Here is an 18,664-nt window from a genome sequence, read left to right as displayed (position 1 = left end):
GTGCCAGGCTGACCCCATGACCGAAGCCGGAGGTTTCGTCGACCAGACCGTCACCGGAGTCGCGGAGCCGCAACCGATGTACAAGGCGCTGCTCGAGTCCAACCCGGTGTTCCGGTCCCCGCAGGCGGTGGTGCTCAGCCGCCTCGCCGACATCGAGATGGCGCTCAAGCACACCGAACTGTTTTCGTCGAACATGGACGCGGTCGACCTGGGCAACGTGCGGCCGCTGATCCCGCTGCAGATCGACCCGCCCGAGCATGCCAAGTACCGCCGCATCCTCGACCCGCTGTTCACCCCGCGCGAGATGGCCCGCCGCGAACCGCTCGTCACCGAGCTGGTCAACGAGATGATCGACCGGTTCGCCGCGCGGGGCGAATGCGACTTTCACGCCGAGTTCGCGGTTCCCCTGCCGTGCACGGTGTTCCTGCAGCTGCTGGGTCTGCCGTTGGAGGACCTTGACCGATTTCTGCTGTGGAAGGACGGGGTGATCCGCCCGGCGGGAGACTCGGGGTTCGACCGCCGCCACGAGAGCTCCGCCGGTGTGGCCCAACAGATCTACGAGTACTTCGACAAGGCCATCGACGAGCACATCGCGGTCCCGCGTGACGACGTGCTGTCCGCGATGATCGCCGCCGACGTGGGCGGGCAGCCGCTGTCCCGCGAGGAGCTGCTCGACATCTGCTTCCTGTTCCTGATCGCCGGCCTGGACACCGTCACCGACTCGCTGGACTGCTTTTTCGTCTACCTGGCGCGCCACCCCCAGCACCGTCGTCAGCTTGTCGAGCGGCCCGACGTGCTGCCCGGCGCCGTCGAGGAGCTATTGCGTTGGGAGACACCGGTTCCCGGTGTCGCTCGCGTCGCAACGCAAGACGTCGAGGTCGGCGGCTGCCCGATCAGCAAGGGCGAACGGGTCAGCCCGCTGCTCGGCGCGGCCAACACCGACCCTGCCGAGTTCCCCGACCCCGAGATCGTCGACTTCACCCGCAGCCCCAACCGGCACCGGGCCTTCGGCGGCGGCCCGCATCGCTGCCTCGGCTCTCATCTGGCCCGCATGGAGTTGCGCGTGGCGCTTCGCGAATTCCATAGGCGCATACCGGATTACGAGATCAAACCGGGCACGCAGCTGACCTACACCGCCGCGCTGAGGTCGGTGGAGTCGCTGCCGCTGGTCTTCCCAGTGCGATGAGGGCGCGATGAGGCGCGTCGTCGTCGACGCCGAGCGCTGCACCGGTCACGGACGCTGTTACACCCTGGCGCCCGACGTCTTCGACGCCGACGAGTTCGGCCACTGCGTGGTGCGGGCCGGGCGGGTCTCCGGTGAGCTCGAGGCGCAGGCCGGCGTCGGCGAGCAGAACTGCCCGGAGCAGGCCATCACCGTGCACCCGCCCGCCGGCGACGGCTAACCCAGCCGGCGGGCTTCCCGGCGTCCTACAGGTATCCGGTCTGGTTGACCAGCCGCACCGAAGCGGCTCCGTCGGAATAGAACTCGGCGATGCTCAGCGAGGCGAGGTCGAGATGCAACCGGTACAGGATGCCCGGCCCGGCGTCCAGCGCCTCCCGCAGCAGCATCTTGATCGGCGTCACGTGCGACACCACCAGCACGGTGCTGCCCTGCTGTGCGGCGATGATCTTCTGGCGAACCCGCGACACCCGCTCGGCCACCGAGTCGAAGCTCTCCCCGCCGGGCGGAGCGGTGCTGGTGTCACGCAGCCAGCGCCGGTGCAGTCCGGGGTCGCGCTCGGCGGCCTCGCCGAACGTCAACCCCTCCCAGGCCCCGAAATCGGTTTCGATCAGGTCGTCGTCGACGGTCACGTCCAGGCCCAGCGCCTTGGCGGCGACCGCCGCGGTGTCGTAGGCCCGTTGCAGCGGGGAGGCGAACACCGCCGAAATCCCGCCGCGCGCGGCCAGATAGCGTGCCGCCGCGTCGGCCTGCCGCCGTCCCGTCTCGGTGAGTGCGGGGTTGCCGCGCCCGGAATAGCGGCGCTGCACCGACAATTCGGTCTGCCCGTGTCGCAGCAACAGCAGCCGGGTCGGGGTGCCGCGCGCGCCGGTCCACCCGGGCGCCGCCGGTGACGGCGCCGCGGCGGTTTTCCCGGCGTCGACGGCGGTCGGATCGGATTGTTCGGCCCGCCCGGGCTTTTCCGCCGGCTCGGGCTTTTCCGCCGTGCCGGTGGCCGCGGCGGCCGCGTCCATCGCCTCGTTGGCCAGCCGGTCGGCGTGCGAGTTGCGCTCGCGGGGAATCCACGAGTAGCTGATCCTGTCGAACCGCGCCGCCAGGCCTCGGGCCTGGGCGTGCAGTTCGATCAGGTCGGGGTGTTTGACCTTCCACCGCCCCGACATCTGCTCCACCAACAGCTTGGAATCCAGGTAGACCTCGGCCTCGGTGGCGCCCAGCTTCAGCGCGTCGTCCAAACCGGCTATCAGGCCGCGGTATTCGGCGACGTTGTTGGTGGCCCGGCCGATGGCCTGCTTGTTCTCGGCCAGCACGGTGCCGCGGTCCGGTGTCCACACCACGGCGCCGTACCCGGCGGGGCCGGGGTTGCCGCGCGATCCGCCGTCGGCTTCGATGACGACCTTCACTGACCGGACCCCTTGACCCGCAGCAGTATTGCCCCGCATTCCGGGCACCGCACCACGTCGTCCTCGGCCGCCGCCGAGATCCGGGACAGCTCCCCGCGGTCGATTTCCAGCCGGCAGGCGCCGCACCGCCGTCCCAGCAGCTGCCCGGCGCCCGGCCCGCCCCGGGCGCGTTGCCGTTCGTAGAGGGCGAACAGCTCGGGGTCCAGTTCGGCGCTCAGCGCGTCGCGCCGCGACGAATGCAGCGCACGGGACTCGCTGATCTCGCCGCGCGCGGCGTCCAGATCGCGCCGCGCGGTGGCCATCTCGGCCTCCAGCTCCTTGAGCGTCTGCTGCTCGCCGTCCAGCTGGGCCTGCAGCTCCTCGCGCCGCTCCATCACCTCCAGCAGCGAATCCTCCAGGCTGGTCTGGCGACGCTGCAGGGTCTCCAGCTCGTGCTGAAGGTCGGCCAGCTGCTTGGCGTCGATCGCTCCGGACTGCAGCAGCGAGCGGTCGCGGTCTTCGCGCTGGCGCACCGCGTCGACCTCGGCTTCCAGCCGCCGCACGTGAGCATCGATGTCTTCCAAGGCGATTCGCACCGCCCCCAGCCGGTCACCGGCGGCGTCGTATTCCTGCTGCATCCGCTCGCAGGCCTGCTGCTCGGGCAGATGCTCGGCCCGGTGCGCCAGCCGGGACAGCTCGGCATCCACGTTCGCCAGCTCCAGTAGTGAACGCTGCTGTGCCACATCGGCTTTCATCGTCCCTCACCCCCGTCGTGCTCGACATTCCACGGGTCGGTGCGAATCGAGCTCACCCGCACGTCGAGCCGTCCACCGAACCGGGACCGCAGCAGGTCGGCGGCCTGGGCGCACCACGGGAATTCGCTCGCCCAGTGTGCCACGTCGATCAGGGCCACCTCGGAGGCCCGGCGATGCTCGTCGGCCGGGTGGTGGCGCAGGTCGGCGGTGAGGTAGGCCTGCACCCCGGCGCCGGCCGCGGCGGCCAGCAGCGAATCGCCGGCGCCGCCGCACACCGCGACCCGCGACACCGCCAGCTCCGGGTCGCCCGCCGCCCGCACTCCCCAGGACGTCGCCGGCAGCGCCGCGTCGACCCGAGACACGAAGCGCCGCAACGGCTCCGGGTGCTCCAGCCGCGCGATGCGGCCCAGCCCGGCGTCGCCGGGCGGGGGCAGCAACGCGAAGATATCGAACGCGGGCTCCTCGTAGGGATGGGCGGCGCGCATCGCCGCCAGCACTGCGGCCCGGGCCCGTGCGGGGGCCACCACCTCGACCCGTTCCTCGGCCACCCGTTCCACCCTGCCGACACTGCCCACCGCGGGCGAGGCGCCCTCGTGCGGCAGGAACTGCCCGATGCCGGTGACGCTCCAGCTGCAATGCGAATAGTCGCCGATATGACCTGCGCCGGCGGCGAAGACGGCTTCCCGCACCGCGTCCGCGTTCTCGCCGGGCACGTAGATGATCCACTTGTCCAGATTGGAGGCGGGCCGGGCCGGTTCCAGCACGGCCTCCACGGTCAGGCCGAGCGCATCGGCCAGCGCGTCGGAGACCCCGGGCGATGCCGAGTCGGCGTTGGTGTGCGCGGTGAACAGCGACCGCCCGGTGCGGATCAGCCGGTGCACCAGCGCACCCTTGGGCGTGCTGGCCGCGACGGTGTCCACCCCGCGCAGCAGCAGCGGGTGGTGGGCCAGAAGCAGCCCGCCGGCCGGGACCTCGTCGACCACCGCGGGTGTCGCGTCCACCGCCACGGTCACCGACTCCACCGGTTCGTCGGGGTCCCCGCAGACCAGCCCCACCGAATCCCAGGGTTCGGCCAGCCCCGGCGGGTAGGCCTCGTCGAGCACCGCGATGACGTCGGCGAGTTTCACGCTCACCGCTGCGCCTCCGCGATCGCCTGCACCAGCAGCGGCCACTCCGGGCGCACCGCGGCGCGCAGGTACCGCTCGTCCAGGCCGACGAACGTGTCACCGCGACGGACGGCGATCCCCTTGTCGTGCAACAGCTTTCGGACCCGGACCGCATCCGGCATCCGGAACAACACAAACGGCGCCCGCCCGTCGAGCACATCGGCGCCCACCGACGCCAGCCCGGCCGCCATCTTCTCGCGCAGCCGGCTCAACCGCTCCGCCCCGGCAGCCGCGTCGGCGACGGCCCGCCGGCCGCAGCAGGCCGCCAGCGCCGTCAGCTGCAGCGTGCCCACCGGCCAGTGCGCCCGCTGCGCGGTCAGCCGCGCCAGCACCTCCGGCGCGCCCAGCGCGTAGCCCACCCGCAGCCCGGCCAGCGCCCACGTCTTGGTCAGGCTGCGCAGCACCAGCACGTCGGGCAGCGCGTCACCGGCCAGCGATTGCGGCTCGCCGGGAATCGCGTCGGCGAACGCCTCGTCGACCACCAGGAGCCGTCCGGGCCGGCGCAGCGCCAGCAGCTGCTCGCGGCCGTGCAGCACCGCGGTGGGATTGGTGGGATTTCCCACCACCACCAGGTCGGCCTCCTCGGGGACGGCCGCGCCGTGCAGACCGAACGGCGGCTCCAGCACGACGTGGTGCACCGGCACCCCGGCCGCGCTCAGCGCCGCGGCCGGCTCGGTGAACGACGGCGCGATGACCGCCGCCCGCTTCGGGCGCAGGTTGCTCAGCAGCGCGAACGCCTCGGCGGCCCCGGCCAGCGGCAGCACCTCGTCGCGGCGGCGCCCGTGCCGTTCGGCGGCGGCGTCCTGCGCCCAGTGCACGTCGTCGTCGCCCGGGTAGCGGGCCAGGTCGGGCAGCCGCGCCGCCAACCGATCCAGCAGCCACTGCGGCGGCCGGCCGTGCCGGACGTTGACGGCGAAATCCAGCATCCCGGGTGCGACTGCCTGATCACCGTGGTAGCGCGCCGCCGGCGGGCTCAGGTTCAGACTCGCCATCCGTGAAACATTAGTGGCCGGCCCGGCGGCCCGGAGCAGCACCGAGCAACACCGTCCCGGACCGCCGCGGCCATCGAGGACAATGGTGAGGTGACAGGCACAACGTCAGCCGATCCCGCCGCCCCCGCGGCGCAGCTGGTGATCTTCGATCTGGACGGCACGCTGACCGACTCCGCGCAGGGCATCGTGGCCAGCTTCCTGCATGCGCTCGAGTCCATCGGCGCGCCGGTGCCTCCGGGCGACCTCGTCGCGCAGATCGTCGGCCCGCCGATGGACGACACGTTCCGGTCCATGCAACTCGGCGAGGACGCCGAGGCGGCGATCGCGGCGTTCCGCGCCGAGTACGGCGCCCGCGGCTGGGCGATGAACACGCTGTTCGACGGGATCGAGGCGCTGCTGGCCGATCTGCGCGCCGCCGGGGTGCGGCTGGCGGTGGCCACCTCCAAGCTGGAGCCGACGGCGCGGCGCATCCTCGCCCATTTCGGGCTCGACCATCACTTCGAGGTGATCGCCGGGGCCAGCCCGGACGGTTCCCGCAAGGCCAAGGTCGAGGTGCTCGCGCACGCGCTGGCGCAGCTGGAACCGCTGCCCGAGCGGGTGCTGATGGTCGGTGACCGCAGCCACGACGTGCACGGCGCGGCCGCGCACGGCATCGACACCGTGGTGGTCGGCTGGGGCTACGGGCACGCCGACTCGCACCCCGACGGCGTCACCCGCGCCGCCACCATCGACGAGTTGCGGAGGGCGCTGGGTGTCTGAACCGCTGCACGTCACGTTCGTGTGCACCGGCAACATCTGCCGGTCGGTGATGGCCGAGAAGATGTTCGCCGACCAGCTGCGCCGCCGCGGCTTGGCCGATGCCGTGCGGGTGAGCAGCGCCGGCACCGGCAACTGGCATGTCGGCGAGTGCGCCGACGAGCGGGCCGCCGGCGTGCTGCGCGCCCACGGCTACCCGACCGAGCACCGCGCCGCGCAGGTGGGCGCCGAGCATCTGTCCGCCGATCTGGTGGTGGCCCTGGACCGCAACCACGCCCGGATGCTGCGGCACCTGGGCGTCGACGAGGACCGCATCCGGATGCTGCGGTCGTTCGATCCGCGCACCGGCGCGCACACCCCCGACGTCGACGACCCCTACTACGGCGACAGCAAAGACTTCGAACGCGTCTACACCGTCATCGAGGCCGCGCTGCCCGGCCTGCACGACTGGGTCGACGAACGGCTGGCGCAGAACGGATCGTCGTGATGCCCCGGTGGCTGCGCGGCTTGTCGTTTCTGCTGCGACCGGGCTGGGTCGTGCTGGCACTGGTGGTGGTCGCGTTCGCGTACCTGTGCTTCACCGTGCTCGCGCCCTGGCAGCTGGGCAAGCACAGCAGGACCTCACAGCAGAACCACCAGATCGAACACTCCCTGACCACCCCGCCCGTCCCACTGAAAACCCTGCTGCCGCAACAAAACTCGGCCGCCCCGGCCGAGCAGTGGCGGCAGGTGAGCGCCACCGGCCACTATCTGGCCGACGTGCAGGTGCTGGCCCGGCTGCGGGTGATCGACTCCAAACCGGCGTTCGAGGTGCTGGCGCCCTTCGTGGTCGACGGCGGGCCCACCGTCTTGGTCGACCGCGGTTACGTGCGGCCGTTGGAGGGGTCGCGGGTCCCGCCGATCCCCCGCCCGCCCGCCGACACGGTGACCATCACCGCCCGGCTGCGCAACTCCGAGCCCGCCGCCGCCGGCAAGGACCCGTTCGTGGGAGACGGTGTGCGGCAGGTGTATTCGATCGACACCGAGCAGATCGCGGTGCTCACCAAGGTGCCGCTCGCCGGGTCCTATCTGCAGTTGGTCGACGGTCAGCCCGGCGGGCTGGGGGTGGTCGGGGTGCCGCAATTGGACGCCGGCCCGTTCCTGTCCTACGGCATCCAGTGGATCGCGTTCGGCATCCTGGCCCCGATCGGGGTGGGTTATTTCGCCTACTCCGAGCTGCGGGCCCGCCGCGCGGAAAAGCAACCGGCCGCACCGGCAGCCGAAGCCCCGCAGTCGGTGCAGGACAAGCTCGCCGACCGCTACGGACGCCGCCGGTAGGCGGCCAGCAGCCCGGCCGCCAGGGCCACGGCGGCGGCCTGCACCGCCGCCGACAGCCGCACCGCCCGACGCAGATCGGTCACCGTGGGCTCGCGGCCGGCGCCGAGCGTCGGCCGGATCTGCAGCTGGTGCCGGTACTGGGTGGGCCCGCCCAGCCGCACGCCCAGCGCCCCGGCGAACGCCGCCTCCACCACGCCGGCGTTGGGGCTGGGATGGCGGGCGGCGTCGCGGCGCCAGGCCCGCGCCGCGCCCGACGGGGAGCCGCCGACCACCGGCGCCAGCAGCACCGTCAGCGACGCGGTGACCCGCGCCGCCGGGTAGTTGGCGACGTCGTCCAATTTCGCTGCCGCCCAACCGAATCGGAGATAGCGCGGCGAGCGGTGACCGATCATCGCGTCCAGCGTGTTGATGCCGCGATACGCCAGCACCGCGGGCACCCCACCGGCCGCCGCCCACAACAGCGGCGCCACCTGCGCGTCGGAGGTGTTCTCCGCGACCGATTCCAGCGCGGCCCGGGCCAGCCCGGCGGAGTCCAGCGCCGCCGGGTCGCGCCCGCACAGCGACGGCAGCAGCCGACGGGCGGCGTCGACGTCGCCGCGCTGCAGCAGCTCGGCCATGGCCAGCCCGGTGCGGGTCAGCGAGGATCCACCCGAGCAGACCCATCCGGCCGCGGCGGTCGCCGCGATCGACCAGCGCGGACCGGCGCGCGCGGCGGCCCGGTGCACGGCCAGCCCCAGCAGGCCCAGCGCCCCGATCGACACCCCGACGTGCAGCGCGCCGGCGACCCGGCCGTCGCGGTAGGTGAGGTTCTCCAGACCGGCGGCGGCGCGGCCGAACAGCGCCACCGGATGACCCCGGCGCGGGTCGCCCAGCGCGCGGTCGGCCAGGTAACCGATCAGCACGCCGAGGGGGTGCGTCGCCAACACCTGCGCAGCGTCTCATACTGGGGTTCATGGAATCGACGAGGCGGGGCCCGCAATGAAGCGGCCCGCGACGCGGGTCGCCGACCTGCTGAATCCGGCGGCGACGTTGCTGCCCGCCGCCAACGTCATCATGCAGCTGTCCCTGCCCGGCGTCGGCTACGGCGTGCTGGAAAGCCCGGTGGACAGCGGCAACGTCTACAAGCATCCGTTCAAGCGGGCCCGCACCACCGGCACCTATCTGGCCGCCGCGACCATCGGCACCGACTACGACCGGGCGTTGATCTGCGCGGCGGTGGACGTCGCCCACCGGCAGGTGCGGTCCAGGCCGTCAAGCCCGGTGTCCTACAACGCTTTTGACCCCAAGCTGCAGCTGTGGGTGGCGGCGTGCCTGTACCGCTACTTCGTCGACCAACACGAGTTCCTGCACGGCCCGCTGGATGAGGCCTCGGCCGACGCGGTCTATCGCGACGCCGCGCGGCTGGGCACCACGCTGCAGGTGCCCGAGCGGATGTGGCCGCCGGACCGGGCCGCCTTCGACGAGTACTGGAAACGCTCGCTCGACGAGCTGCGCATCGACCCGCCGGTGCGCGAGCACCTGCACGGGGTGGCGTCGCTGGCCTTCCTGCCCTGGCCGCTGCGGGTGCTGGCCGGGCCGTTCAACCTGTTCGCGACGACGGGGTTCTTGGCCCCCGAGTTCCGCGAGATGATGCAGCTGGACTGGACGCCAGCCCAGCAGCGCCGGTTCGGCTGGCTGCTGTTCTCGTTGCGGCTGGCCGACCGGTTGATTCCGCACGGGGTGTGGATCCTCGGCTATCGAATTTACTTGTGGGACATGAGATCCCGGGCGCGCCGGGGCCGCCGGGTGGTCTAGCCGCCCTCAGCGTACCGTCGCGAAGAACACGCGCAGATCCTCGACGAACAGCTCCGGCTGCTCGAACGCGGCGAAATGCCCGCCGCGCGGCATGTCCGTCCAGTGCGTGATGTTGTAGGCCGGCTCGCACCAGGAGCGCGGCGCCTTGAGCAGTTCGCCGGGGAAAGCCGCGACGCCGGTGGGCAATTCGACCCGGTCCCCGCCGCCCCACGCCGAGAAGCTCTCCCAGTACAGCCGGGCCGAGGAGGCGGCGGTGTTGGTCACCCAGTAGACCATCACGTTGTCGAGCAGCTCGTCACGGCTCAACGCGTTCTCCGGATGCCCGTTGCAATCGGCCCAGTCCCAGAACTTTTCGACGATCCAGGCCAGCTGACCCACCGGTGAATCGGCCAGGCCGTAGCCCAGCGTCTGCGGCCGGGTGGACTGCTGCTTGGAGTAGCCGGTGCCCCGCTTGCGGTGATTCGCCAACGCGGCCAACGCCGCTCGCTCCTGCTCGGTGGGGTTGGTCAGCGCCTCCTGGCCGGGCCTGCCGATCGGCATGTTGAGGTGGATGGCCACGCAGTGGCCGCGATTGCGGCCGATCTGGGTGGTCACCGCCGCGCCCCAGTCGCCGCCCTGCGCGCCGTAGCGCTGATAGCCCAGCCGCAGCATCAGCGTTTCCCAGGCCCGGGCGATCCGCTCCACGCCCCACCCCGCGCGGGTGGGTTTCCCGGAGAAGCCGTAGCCCGGCAGGGACGGGCACACGACGTGGAAGGCGTCCTCGCCGCGTCCCGACGCCGGGTTGGTCAACGGCTCGATCACCTTGTGGAACTCCACGATCGAGCCCGGCCAGCCGTGGGTGATCAGCAGCGGGAACGCGTCGGCGTGCGGCGAGCGCTGATGGATGAAATGGATGTCCAGGCCATCGATCTCGGTGACGAACTGGTCGAACCGATTCAGCGCCGCTTCCCGCGCGCGCCAGTCGTAGTCGTTGGCCCAGTAGTCGGCCAGTTCGCGGGTGTAGGCCAGCGGCATGCCCTGGCTCCAGTCGTCCACGCATTCGGCCTCGGGCCACCGGGTGCGGGCCAGCCGCGCACGCAGATCGTCGAGAACGTCGTCGGGGACATCGATGCGGAACGGTTTCACGCGTTCATAGTGCGCGAGCGTGAGCCCACCGCGACTGCCGGGGCCCGAAATCGCGGCCTGGTGATGCTCGCTGGCGCCCGCCCGCGAGGATGAGACCCGTGCATCCCCAGTTGACCGCGCGCGTCGAACACGGCCGGTCGCTGCCGGTGCTGGTCTGGCGGTTCACCGAGCCACGCCTGTGCATCTCGTCGGGCCCGCTCGGCGGCGGCATCGGCGCGCGGGACTGGTTGGTCAACGCCACGGTCCCGCTCGATTACGACCGGACAGACCCCGACCGCCACCTGGGCGAGATCGGCGCCGCGCTCGGGCTCGCCGGCGCCGGCTGCGGGCTGCTCACCGCCGTCGACGTGACCCGCCACCACCTCGGCGCCGACGGCGGCGCGCAGGTGACGGCGACCGTCGGGCTCTCCAGCCCCGCCTGGGCGGCGGCGCCCGACCACCACTTCCGCCGCGAGGCGCCGCACCGGGTGGGGACGATCAACATCGTGGTGGCGGCGCCGGTGCGGCTGTCGGAGGCGGCGTTGGTCAACGCCGTGGCCACCGCCGCCGAGGCCAAGGCGCAGGCCTTGCACGAGGCCGGGATTCGGGCCACCGGAACCGCCTCGGACGCGGTCGTCGTGCACTGCCCGACCGACGGGGCGGCGGAGGCGTTCGGCGGGCCGCGCTCGACGTTCGGCGCCCGCATCGCGCGGGCGGTGCACGCCGCCGTGCTCGCCGGCGCCCGGTCCTGGATGTCGGGGCACGCCCACCGGCCACCGGTCGGGAGCCCTACGCCGCCAAGGCATTTCGAGCCGGCTTCGGCGGCCGGCTCGGCACCGCGCGCGGCCGGCCGGCGGGCCGGTCATCGGGTGGGCGCGGACGGTATCGAACCGCCGACCGCTGGTGTGTAAAACCAGAGCTCTACCACTGAGCTACGCGCCCCTGTGCAGGCCGCAGGCTACACGCCCGCCGGCCGGGACCCCAAACTTTCAGGCCTTCAGCGCCGCCAGCGCGTCGGTCCACAGCCGCTGGTCGCGGGACTCGCCGGGCTGCTTCATCTCGGCGAAGCGAATGATCCCGGACCGGTCGACGACGAACGTCCCGCGGTTGGAGTAGCCGGCCTCGTCGTTGAACACGCCGTAGCTCTGGCTGACCGCGCCGTGCGGCCAGAAATCGGACAGCACCGGGAAGGTGAAACCGCTCTCCAGCGCCCAAATCCGGTGTGTGGGTGGTGGACCCACCGAGATGGCCAGCACCGCACTGTCGTCGTTCTCGAACTCGGGCAGATGGTCGCGCAGCTGGTCCAGCTCGCCCTGGCAGATCCCGGTGAACGCCAGCGGGAAGAACACCAGCAGCACGTTCTTGGAGCCGCGGAAGGAGCTCAGCGTGACGCGCTGCTGGTTCTGGTCGCGCAGGGTGAAGTCCGGGGCGGGGGTGCCGACCGACAGCATCAACGCTTCCCGGCGCGCGATTTGGGCTGCACCAGCCGGCTGGCGCTCCAGTCGCCCAGGTTGACCGACGAGGTGGGCATCAGCCCGGCGGTGGGAGCGGCCTCGGCGATCTCGGCCGGCAGCACGTGTCCCGGCTTGCCGGTCTTGGGCGTCAACACCCAGATCACCCCGTCCTCGGCCAGCGGGCTGATCGCGTCCATCAGCGTGTCCACCAGGTCGCCGTCCCCGTCCCGCCACCACAGCAGCACGACGTCGACCACCTCGTCGGTGTCCTCATCGAGCAGGTCGCTGCCGCAGGCTTCCTCCACCGCGGCGCGGATCTCGTCGTCGGTGTCTTCGTCCCAGCCCCACTCCTGGACAACTTGGTCCCGTTGGATGCCCAGTTTGCGAGCGTAGCTCGGGGCGTGATCCGCCGCGACCACCGTGGAGCCTCCTTCAACCATGTGCGCCAGCCGTGCACACCGTGTGATTGCCGATTATCGTCGCACAGCCGCGATCCCGTTCACACTTCCGGCTCACTAGGTGGCCAGGCAGAGTTGGATCGCCTTCTTCTTCGTGTCGTTGAGCTGGTCGACGCGCTTGTTGAATTCCGACGTCGACGCGTGCGTGCCGATGGCGTTGGCCACCGCGTGCGCGGCGTCGATGTAGGCATTGAACGCGTCCTTGATCTGCTGCGACATCGCGTCGTTGAAGCTGTTGGCCACCGTGCTGGCGCTGTCGTTGAGGGCATCGATGGCCGGGCCTTCGGTGGGGCCGGTGCCGCGGCCCGAATTGAACGCCTGGACGAATTCGTTGGTCTTGTCGATCGCGTTCTTGCTGGTGGTGACCAGCGCGGCGCAGGCGGTGCGCACCGCCTTGGTGGTCAGCGACTGCTGGCGCTGGGATTCGCGGACGCTCGAGGTCACCGACGAGGCGGACACCGACGCGGACACGGACTGCCGGTAGGCCGGGGCCACCCGGGTGTCGGGGGTCGCGGTTCCGTTGGTGACGGAGGTGCATCCCACGATGCCGATCAGCGCGGCGGCCACACAGCCCAGCGCCAACGCACCACGTCGGGGGAAAGCCCCCACCTGCATCTGCGGGACGCCACGCCACCGGATGAGCACGGTCCTGACGTTACCGGGTGGGGTGTGCGGCTGTCCCCGACCCGCCGGGGCGTTGCCCGCCGAGTCGGCTACCCGACGTCGACTATCCGCGTCGAACACCGGTGCGGCACGATGGTGGTCGGGGTGCGAACCACCCCACGGCACACATCCCGCCAATTACAGGAGTAGTGGGTTGACAACCGAATTCGTGCGCCACGATCTGGCCACAAACCCCACCGGCCCGGCCGAACCCGACCGCGTCCGGGTGATCCGCGAGGGGGTCGCGTCCTACCTCCCCGACATCGATCCGGAAGAGACGTCGGAGTGGCTGGAGTCCTTCGACGAACTGCTGGAGCGCTCCGGGCCGTCGCGGGCCCGCTATCTGATGCTGCGGCTGCTGGAACGCGCCGGCGAGCAGCGGGTCGCCATCCCGTCGCTGACCTCCACCGACTACGTCAACACCATTCCCACCGAACTCGAGCCGTGGTTCCCCGGCGACGAGGACGTCGAACGGCGCTACCGGGCGTGGATCCGGTGGAACGCCGCCATCATGGTGCACCGCGCGCAGCGGCCGGGAGTCGGTGTGGGCGGCCACATTTCGACCTACGCGTCGTCGGCGGCGCTGTACGAAGTCGGCTTCAACCACTTCTTCCGCGGCAAGTCGCATCCCGGCGGCGGCGACCAGATCTTCATCCAGGGCCACGCCTCCCCGGGGATCTACGCGCGCGCCTTCCTGGAGGGCCGGTTGACCGCCGACCAACTCGACGGCTTCCGCCAGGAGCACAGCCACGCCGGCGGCGGCCTGCCGTCCTACCCGCACCCACGGCTGATGCCCGACTTCTGGGAATTCCCCACGGTGTCGATGGGCCTGGGCCCGCTGAACGCCATTTATCAGGCGCGGTTCAACCACTACCTGCACGACCGCGGCATCAAGGACACCTCCGATCAGCACGTGTGGTGCTTCTTGGGCGACGGCGAGATGGACGAGCCGGAAAGCCGCGGTCTGATCCAGGTGGCCGCCAACGAGGCGCTGGACAACCTGACGTTCGTGATCAACTGCAACCTGCAGCGCCTCGACGGCCCGGTGCGCGGCAACGGCAAGATCATTCAGGAACTGGAGTCGTTCTTCCGCGGCGCCGGCTGGAACGTCATCAAGGTGGTCTGGGGCCGCGAGTGGGACGCCCTGCTGCACGCCGACCGGGACGGCGCGCTGGTGAACCTGATGAACACCACGCCCGACGGGGATTACCAGACCTACAAGGCCAACGACGGCGCCTACGTGCGCGACCATTTCTTCGGCCGCGACCCGCGCACCAAGGCGCTGGTGGAGAACATGACCGACGCCGAGATCTGGAACCTCAAGCGCGGCGGCCACGACTACCGCAAGGTGTATGCCGCCTACCGGGCCGCCGTCGACCACAAGGGCCAGCCCACGGTGATCTTGGCCAAGACCATCAAGGGCTACTCGCTGGGTGCGCACTTCCAGGGCCGCAACGCCACGCATCAGATGAAAAAGCTTGCGCTGGAAGACCTCAAGCACTTCCGGGACGCGATGCGCATTCCGATCAGCGACGCCCAGCTGGACGAGAACCCCTACCTGCCGCCCTACTACCACCCCGGCTCGGACGCCCCGGAGATCCGCTACATGCTCGACCGGCGCCGCACCCTGGGCGGCTTTCTGCCCGAACGCCGCACCAAGGCAAAGGCATTGCGGCTTCCCGGCCGCGACATCTACGCCGCGCTGAAGAAGGGGTCGGGTACACAGGAGGTCGCCACCACCATGGCGACGGTGCGCACCTTCAAAGAAGTGTTGCGGGACAAGGAGATCGGCCCGCGGATCGTGCCGATCATTCCCGACGAGGCGCGCACCTTCGGCATGGACTCCTGGTTCCCGTCGCTGAAGATCTACAACCGCAACGGCCAGCTGTACACCGCCGTGGACGCCGAATTGATGTTGGCGTACAAGGAAAGCGAAGTCGGGCAGATCCTGCACGAGGGCATCAACGAGGCCGGGTCAGTGGGATCGTTCATCGCGGCCGGGACGTCGTATGCGACGCACAACGAGCCGATGATCCCGATCTACATCTTCTATTCGATGTTCGGCTTCCAGCGCACCGGTGACGGGCTGTGGGCCGCCGCCGACCAGATGACGCGCGGCTTCCTGCTGGGCGCGACGGCCGGGCGCACCACCCTGACCGGCGAGGGCCTGCAACACGCCGACGGCCACTCGCTGCTGCTGGCCGCCACCAACCCGGCCGTGGTCGCCTACGACCCGGCGTTCGCCTACGAGATCGCCTACATCGTGGAGAGCGGGCTGGCGCGGATGTTCGGCGAGAACCCCGAGGACGTGTACTTCTACATCACGGTCTACAACGAGCCGTACGTGCAGCCGCCGGAGCCGGAGAACTTCGATCCGGAGGGTCTGCTGCGCGGCCTCTACCGCTACCACGTGGCCACCGAACAGCGCGCCAACAAGGCGCAGATCCTGGCTTCCGGAGTGGCCATGCCGTCGGCGCTGAACGCGGCGAAGATGCTGGCCGACGAGTGGGACGTGGCCGCCGACGTGTGGTCGGTGACCAGCTGGGGCGAGTTGAACCGCGACGGCGTGGCGATCGACCGGGCCAGGCTGCGGCACCCGGACCGGCCCGCCGGCGTCCCCTACGTCACGCAGGCGCTGTCGGATGCCAGCGGGCCGGTGGTCGCCGTGTCGGACTGGATGCGGGCGGTTCCCGAGCAGATCCGGCCGTGGGTGCCGGGCACCTACGTGACGCTGGGCACCGACGGGTTCGGCTTCTCCGACACCCGGCCCGCGGCGCGGCGCTACTTCAACACCGACGCGGAGTCGCAGGTGGTCGCGGTGCTCGAGGCGCTGGCGCGCGACGGCGAGATCGACCCGTCGGTGCCGGTCGCCGCCGCACGCCAGTACCGCATCGACGACGTGCTGGCCGCCCCCGAGCAGACGTCCGACCCCGGCGTGGCCTAACGGCGCCCGGGGGCGGGGCGCCCACGCTCCCGCGCCCCCGCCTGTCGCCCACGCCCGTCGCCCACCACCCCGCCGCGCCCACGCCCACCGCGCCTCCGCCGAGCGTGAAGTTAGCTTCACGGTCGAGGCCGAGCGTGAAGCTAATTTCACGCTCGGCCGGCAAAGCCCCACGCAGCCGCCGCGGCTCCCCACCACCCGAGCGCCAGCCCCGCGCCTAACAGCCCGACACCCCGGCCCCTTTGGGGGAAGTCTCCAAAAGATGGCGTAGGTTTTAGGGGTGAATGACAACCCGTTCGCCGGCCCGTTCGCGAAGCATCCCCGGTCGCCGCTGGAGACGCTGGATACCGTCCCGGAATCGGTGTTGCGCCGGCTGAAGCAGTATTCGGGCCGGCTGGCCACCGAGGCGGTGTCGGTGATGCAGGACCGGTTGCCGTTCTTCGCCGACCTGGAAGCCTCCCAGCGAGCCAGCGTGTCGCTGGTAGTGCAGACGGCCGTGGTCAACTTCGCCGAATGGATGCAGGACCCCAAGAGCAACGTCCGGCACACCGCGCAGGCCTTCGAGCTGGTGCCCCAGGACCTAGCCCGCCGCATCGCGCTGCGGCACAGCGTGGAGATGGTCCGGGTCACCATGGAGTTCTTCGAGGAGGTGGTGCCGCTGCTGGCCCGCTCCGAAGAGCAGCTGACCGCCCTGACCGTCGGCGTCCTCAAATACAGCCGCGACCTGGCCTTCACCGCCGCCACCGCCTACGCCGACGCCGCCGAGGCGCGCGGCACCTGGGACAGCCGGATGGAAGCCAGCGTGGTCGACGCGGTGGTCCGGGGCGACACCGGCCCGGAGCTGCTGTCCCGCGCCGCGGCGCTGAACTGGGACACCACCGCCCCGGCGACGGTCGTGGTCGGGACGCCGGCGCCCGGCCGCGACGGCTCGACCGGCCCCGGCGACAGCGAACGCGCCAGCCAGCACGTCCGCGACATCGCCGCGCAGCACGGCCGGGCGGCACTGACCGACGTGCACGGCACCTGGCTGGTCGCTATCGTTTCCGGCCAATTGTCACCGACCGACAAATTCCTGGGCGATCTGCTGGAGGCGTTCTCCGACGGACCTGTCGTCGTCGGGCCCACCGCACCGATGCTGACGGCGGCCTACCACAGCGCCAGCGAGGCGATATCCGGGATGAACGCGGTCGGCGGCTGGCGCGGAGCGCCACGGCCGGTGCTGGCCCGCGAGCTGCTGCCGGAACGCGCCCTGATGGGCGATGCGTCGGCGATCGTGGCGCTGCACACCGACGTGATGGGCCCGTTGGCCGACGCCGGCCCCACCCTCATCGAAACCCTGGACGCTTTCTTAGATTCTGGTGGCGCGATTGAGGCTTGTGCCAGAAAGTTGTTCGTTCATCCAAACACCGTGCGCTACCGACTCAAGCGGATCACCGACTTCACCGGCCGCGATCCCATGCAGCCGCGGGACGCATATGTGCTGCGAGTGGCCGCGACGGTCGGGCAGCTCAACTACCCGACGCACCCGCCCAGCGCCGCCGGCGCCGCCATGCCCGCCGTTCCGCTGCCGGTCAATGGTGCTGCGCGGGGGCAATCGGGCGGATAGTGACCCGGGCAACAGATCGCGGCACGATATCAAACCAGTAGCTTACCGAGCTATTTTGTAGGGTGTACACAAAAACCTAAGACGAGGTTCATAATCTGTTACACCCGCCAAAACCGTTTCCACAGTGTTCTCTTAAACACGTGATTGCATTGCTTGCGCCCGGACAGGGTTCGCAGACCGAGGGGATGCTCTCGCCGTGGCTGGAGCTCGACGGCGCCGCCGACCAGTTGGCGCTGTGGTCCAAGGCCAGCGGCCTCGACCTGGTTCGCCTGGGCACCACCGCATCGACCGAAGAGATCACCGACACCGCGGTCACCCAGCCGCTGGTCGTCGCCGCCACGCTGCTCGCCCACCAGGTGCTGACCCGGCGCGGCCTGCTCGCCGACGCCGACCTGGTCGTGGCGGGCCACTCCGTCGGGGAGATCGCCGCCTACGCGATCGCCGGCGTGATGGCCGCTGACGACGCCGTCGCGCTGGCCGCCACCCGCGGCGCCGAGATGGCCAAGGCGTGCGCGGTCGAGCCGACCGGCATGTCCGCGGTGCTCGGCGGCGACGAGGCCGAGGTCCTCGCCCGGCTCGAGCAGCTCGACCTGTTCCCCGCCAACCGCAACGCCGCCGGCCAGATCGTGGCCGCCGGGTCGCTGGCCGCGCTGGAGAAGCTGGCCGAGGATCCCCCGGCGAAGGCCCGGGTGCGCGCCCTCGGGGTGGCCGGAGCGTTCCACACCAAGTACATGGCCTCGGCGCTCGACGGCTACGCCGCCGCGGCGGCCGCCGTCCAGACGGCCGAGCCCACCGCCACGCTGCTGTCCAACCGCGACGGCAAGCCGGTCGCCTCGGCGGCCGCGGCGATGGAGGCGCTGGTCGCCCAGCTGACCCAGCCGGTCCGCTGGGACCTGTGCACCGCCACGCTGCGTGAGCTGGAAGTCGCAGCGGCCGTGGAGTTCCCGCCCGCGGGCACTCTCACCGGCATCGCCAAACGAGAACTTCGGGGGGTTTCGGCACGAGCCGTGAAGTCACCCGCAGACCTGGACGCTTTGGCTGAGCTTTAAAAGCCAGCTCGACCAGTACAACCGCATAACACACGTCAGTTCGACTGATT

Annotated in this window: 19 protein-coding genes and 1 tRNA gene; 10 read left to right on the top strand and 10 right to left on the bottom strand. The window is 70.9% G+C overall.

All coding sequences use genetic code 11. From position 1 onward, the window contains the following. Nucleotides 1-16: 16 nt before the first annotated feature. Nucleotides 17-1,186 carry a cytochrome P450 gene (locus NF20_RS06755; protein WP_033713305.1) on the top strand — a complete coding sequence of 390 codons (1,170 nt, stop codon included), beginning with the start codon at nucleotides 17-19 and terminating at the stop codon, nucleotides 1,184-1,186. A gap of 7 nt (nucleotides 1,187-1,193) precedes the next feature. Next, entirely contained in the window at nucleotides 1,194-1,403 is a 210-nt protein-coding gene (locus NF20_RS06750) for a ferredoxin (protein WP_019734319.1), read from the top strand. 25 nt (nucleotides 1,404-1,428) lie between these two features. Here the strand turns inward: NF20_RS06750 and NF20_RS06745 are convergent, their stop codons facing one another. The 4 genes from NF20_RS06745 to cobC are packed head-to-tail and all read right to left on the bottom strand — an operon-like array spanning nucleotide 1,429 to nucleotide 5,472. Beyond that, on the bottom strand, nucleotides 1,429-2,580 hold the full coding sequence (locus NF20_RS06745; protein WP_011724658.1) for a bifunctional RNase H/acid phosphatase: 1,152 nt from the start codon (nucleotides 2,578-2,580) through the stop codon (nucleotides 1,429-1,431). Beyond that, a complete protein-coding gene (locus NF20_RS06740) occupies nucleotides 2,577-3,314 on the bottom strand; it encodes a zinc ribbon domain-containing protein (RefSeq protein ID WP_019734317.1) in 738 nt (245 codons plus the stop codon). Before NF20_RS06740 ends, NF20_RS06745 begins: the two co-directional genes overlap by 4 nt. Continuing rightward, nucleotides 3,311-4,447 carry a Nif3-like dinuclear metal center hexameric protein gene (locus tag NF20_RS06735; RefSeq protein WP_023861477.1) on the bottom strand — a complete coding sequence of 379 codons (1,137 nt, stop codon included), beginning with the start codon at nucleotides 4,445-4,447 and terminating at the stop codon, nucleotides 3,311-3,313. Before NF20_RS06735 ends, NF20_RS06740 begins: the two co-directional genes overlap by 4 nt. Then, nucleotides 4,444-5,472 (bottom strand): Rv2231c family pyridoxal phosphate-dependent protein CobC, encoded by a 1,029-nt coding sequence (cobC, locus tag NF20_RS06730; protein WP_031347883.1) that lies wholly within the window; start codon nucleotides 5,470-5,472, stop codon nucleotides 4,444-4,446. Before cobC ends, NF20_RS06735 begins: the two co-directional genes overlap by 4 nt. Before the next feature lie 90 nt (nucleotides 5,473-5,562). Here cobC and NF20_RS06725 point away from each other — a divergent pair, with 90 nt between their 5' ends. Genes NF20_RS06725 through NF20_RS06715 form a run of 3 tightly spaced genes read left to right on the top strand, consistent with a single transcriptional unit; the run spans nucleotide 5,563 to nucleotide 7,545 of the window. Next, complete coding sequence (locus NF20_RS06725) at nucleotides 5,563-6,231, top strand: HAD-IA family hydrolase (RefSeq protein ID WP_170924204.1); 669 nt, start codon at nucleotides 5,563-5,565, stop codon at nucleotides 6,229-6,231. Further along, complete coding sequence (locus NF20_RS06720) at nucleotides 6,224-6,715, top strand: low molecular weight protein-tyrosine-phosphatase (protein WP_003878184.1); 492 nt, start codon at nucleotides 6,224-6,226, stop codon at nucleotides 6,713-6,715. Before NF20_RS06725 ends, NF20_RS06720 begins: the two co-directional genes overlap by 8 nt. After that, nucleotides 6,715-7,545, top strand: a complete 831-nt coding sequence (locus tag NF20_RS06715; protein WP_011724657.1) for an SURF1 family protein — start codon at nucleotides 6,715-6,717, stop codon at nucleotides 7,543-7,545. Before NF20_RS06720 ends, NF20_RS06715 begins: the two co-directional genes overlap by 1 nt. Here NF20_RS06715 and NF20_RS06710 read toward each other — a convergent pair. After that, nucleotides 7,527-8,471 carry a cobalamin biosynthesis protein gene (locus NF20_RS06710; RefSeq protein WP_023861474.1) on the bottom strand — a complete coding sequence of 315 codons (945 nt, stop codon included), beginning with the start codon at nucleotides 8,469-8,471 and terminating at the stop codon, nucleotides 7,527-7,529. The genes NF20_RS06715 and NF20_RS06710 overlap by 19 nt on opposite strands. Before the next feature lie 52 nt (nucleotides 8,472-8,523). Between NF20_RS06710 and NF20_RS06705 the strand changes: the two genes are divergently transcribed. After that, nucleotides 8,524-9,339 carry an oxygenase MpaB family protein gene (locus tag NF20_RS06705; protein ID WP_023861473.1) on the top strand — a complete coding sequence of 272 codons (816 nt, stop codon included), beginning with the start codon at nucleotides 8,524-8,526 and terminating at the stop codon, nucleotides 9,337-9,339. A gap of 6 nt (nucleotides 9,340-9,345) precedes the next feature. On the opposite strand, the gene NF20_RS06700 is transcribed toward NF20_RS06705, so the two are convergent. Continuing rightward, nucleotides 9,346-10,464, bottom strand: a complete 1,119-nt coding sequence (locus NF20_RS06700; RefSeq protein ID WP_023861472.1) for an epoxide hydrolase family protein — start codon at nucleotides 10,462-10,464, stop codon at nucleotides 9,346-9,348. 89 nt (nucleotides 10,465-10,553) lie between these two features. Between NF20_RS06700 and NF20_RS26090 the strand changes: the two genes are divergently transcribed. Further along, nucleotides 10,554-11,354, top strand: coding sequence for an adenosylcobinamide amidohydrolase (locus NF20_RS26090; protein WP_075362390.1), 801 nt, complete (start codon nucleotides 10,554-10,556; stop codon nucleotides 11,352-11,354). Here the strand turns inward: NF20_RS26090 and NF20_RS06690 are convergent. From NF20_RS06690 to NF20_RS06675, 4 genes are all read right to left on the bottom strand, one after another. Next, a tRNA-Val gene (locus tag NF20_RS06690) sits at nucleotides 11,314-11,385 on the bottom strand. The genes NF20_RS26090 and NF20_RS06690 overlap by 41 nt on opposite strands. A gap of 47 nt (nucleotides 11,386-11,432) precedes the next feature. Further along, nucleotides 11,433-11,894 carry a peroxiredoxin gene (locus NF20_RS06685; RefSeq protein ID WP_009976451.1) on the bottom strand — a complete coding sequence of 154 codons (462 nt, stop codon included), beginning with the start codon at nucleotides 11,892-11,894 and terminating at the stop codon, nucleotides 11,433-11,435. Continuing rightward, on the bottom strand, nucleotides 11,894-12,316 hold the full coding sequence (locus NF20_RS06680) for a DUF3052 domain-containing protein (RefSeq protein ID WP_003872363.1): 423 nt from the start codon (nucleotides 12,314-12,316) through the stop codon (nucleotides 11,894-11,896). The genes NF20_RS06685 and NF20_RS06680 overlap by 1 nt, the downstream gene beginning before the upstream one ends. Nucleotides 12,317-12,412: 96 nt before the next feature. Beyond that, a complete protein-coding gene (locus tag NF20_RS06675; RefSeq protein ID WP_033713300.1) occupies nucleotides 12,413-13,000 on the bottom strand; it encodes a hypothetical protein in 588 nt (195 codons plus the stop codon). A 172-nt stretch (nucleotides 13,001-13,172) separates the two neighbouring features. On the opposite strand from NF20_RS06675, the gene aceE reads away from it, so the two are divergent. From aceE to NF20_RS06660, 3 genes are all read left to right on the top strand, one after another. Next, complete coding sequence (gene aceE, locus NF20_RS06670) at nucleotides 13,173-15,962, top strand: pyruvate dehydrogenase (acetyl-transferring), homodimeric type (RefSeq protein WP_023865736.1); 2,790 nt, start codon at nucleotides 13,173-13,175, stop codon at nucleotides 15,960-15,962. A 277-nt stretch (nucleotides 15,963-16,239) separates the two neighbouring features. Then, a complete protein-coding gene (locus NF20_RS06665) occupies nucleotides 16,240-17,565 on the top strand; it encodes a PucR family transcriptional regulator (protein WP_003878191.1) in 1,326 nt (441 codons plus the stop codon). 140 nt (nucleotides 17,566-17,705) lie between these two features. Beyond that, a complete protein-coding gene (locus NF20_RS06660) occupies nucleotides 17,706-18,614 on the top strand; it encodes an ACP S-malonyltransferase (RefSeq protein ID WP_033713297.1) in 909 nt (302 codons plus the stop codon). Nucleotides 18,615-18,664: the final 50 nt, after the last annotated feature.

Origin of the sequence: Mycobacterium sp. MAC_080597_8934, assembly GCF_000523975.1 — a bacterium.
Lineage (GTDB): Bacteria > Actinomycetota > Actinomycetes > Mycobacteriales > Mycobacteriaceae > Mycobacterium > Mycobacterium avium.
Note: the sequence above shows the minus strand (reverse complement) of the source record. Positions and strands in the feature narration are given on the sequence as shown.

Excerpts from the sequence above, each read along its gene's own strand:
- NF20_RS06755 (WP_033713305.1), top strand. The coding sequence starts at position 17 with ATGACCGAAGCCGGAGGTTTCGTCGACCAGACCGTCACCGGAGTCGCG.
- NF20_RS06750 (WP_019734319.1), top strand. The coding sequence starts at position 1,194 with ATGAGGCGCGTCGTCGTCGACGCCGAGCGCTGCACCGGTCACGGACGC.
- NF20_RS06740 (WP_019734317.1), bottom strand. The coding sequence starts at position 3,314 with ATGAAAGCCGATGTGGCACAGCAGCGTTCACTACTGGAGCTGGCGAAC.
- cobC (WP_031347883.1), bottom strand. The coding sequence starts at position 5,472 with ATGGCGAGTCTGAACCTGAGCCCGCCGGCGGCGCGCTACCACGGTGAT.
- NF20_RS06715 (WP_011724657.1), top strand. The coding sequence starts at position 6,715 with ATGCCCCGGTGGCTGCGCGGCTTGTCGTTTCTGCTGCGACCGGGCTGG.
- NF20_RS06705 (WP_023861473.1), top strand. The coding sequence starts at position 8,524 with ATGAAGCGGCCCGCGACGCGGGTCGCCGACCTGCTGAATCCGGCGGCG.
- NF20_RS26090 (WP_075362390.1), top strand. The coding sequence starts at position 10,554 with ATGAGACCCGTGCATCCCCAGTTGACCGCGCGCGTCGAACACGGCCGG.
- NF20_RS06685 (WP_009976451.1), bottom strand. The coding sequence starts at position 11,894 with ATGCTGTCGGTCGGCACCCCCGCCCCGGACTTCACCCTGCGCGACCAG.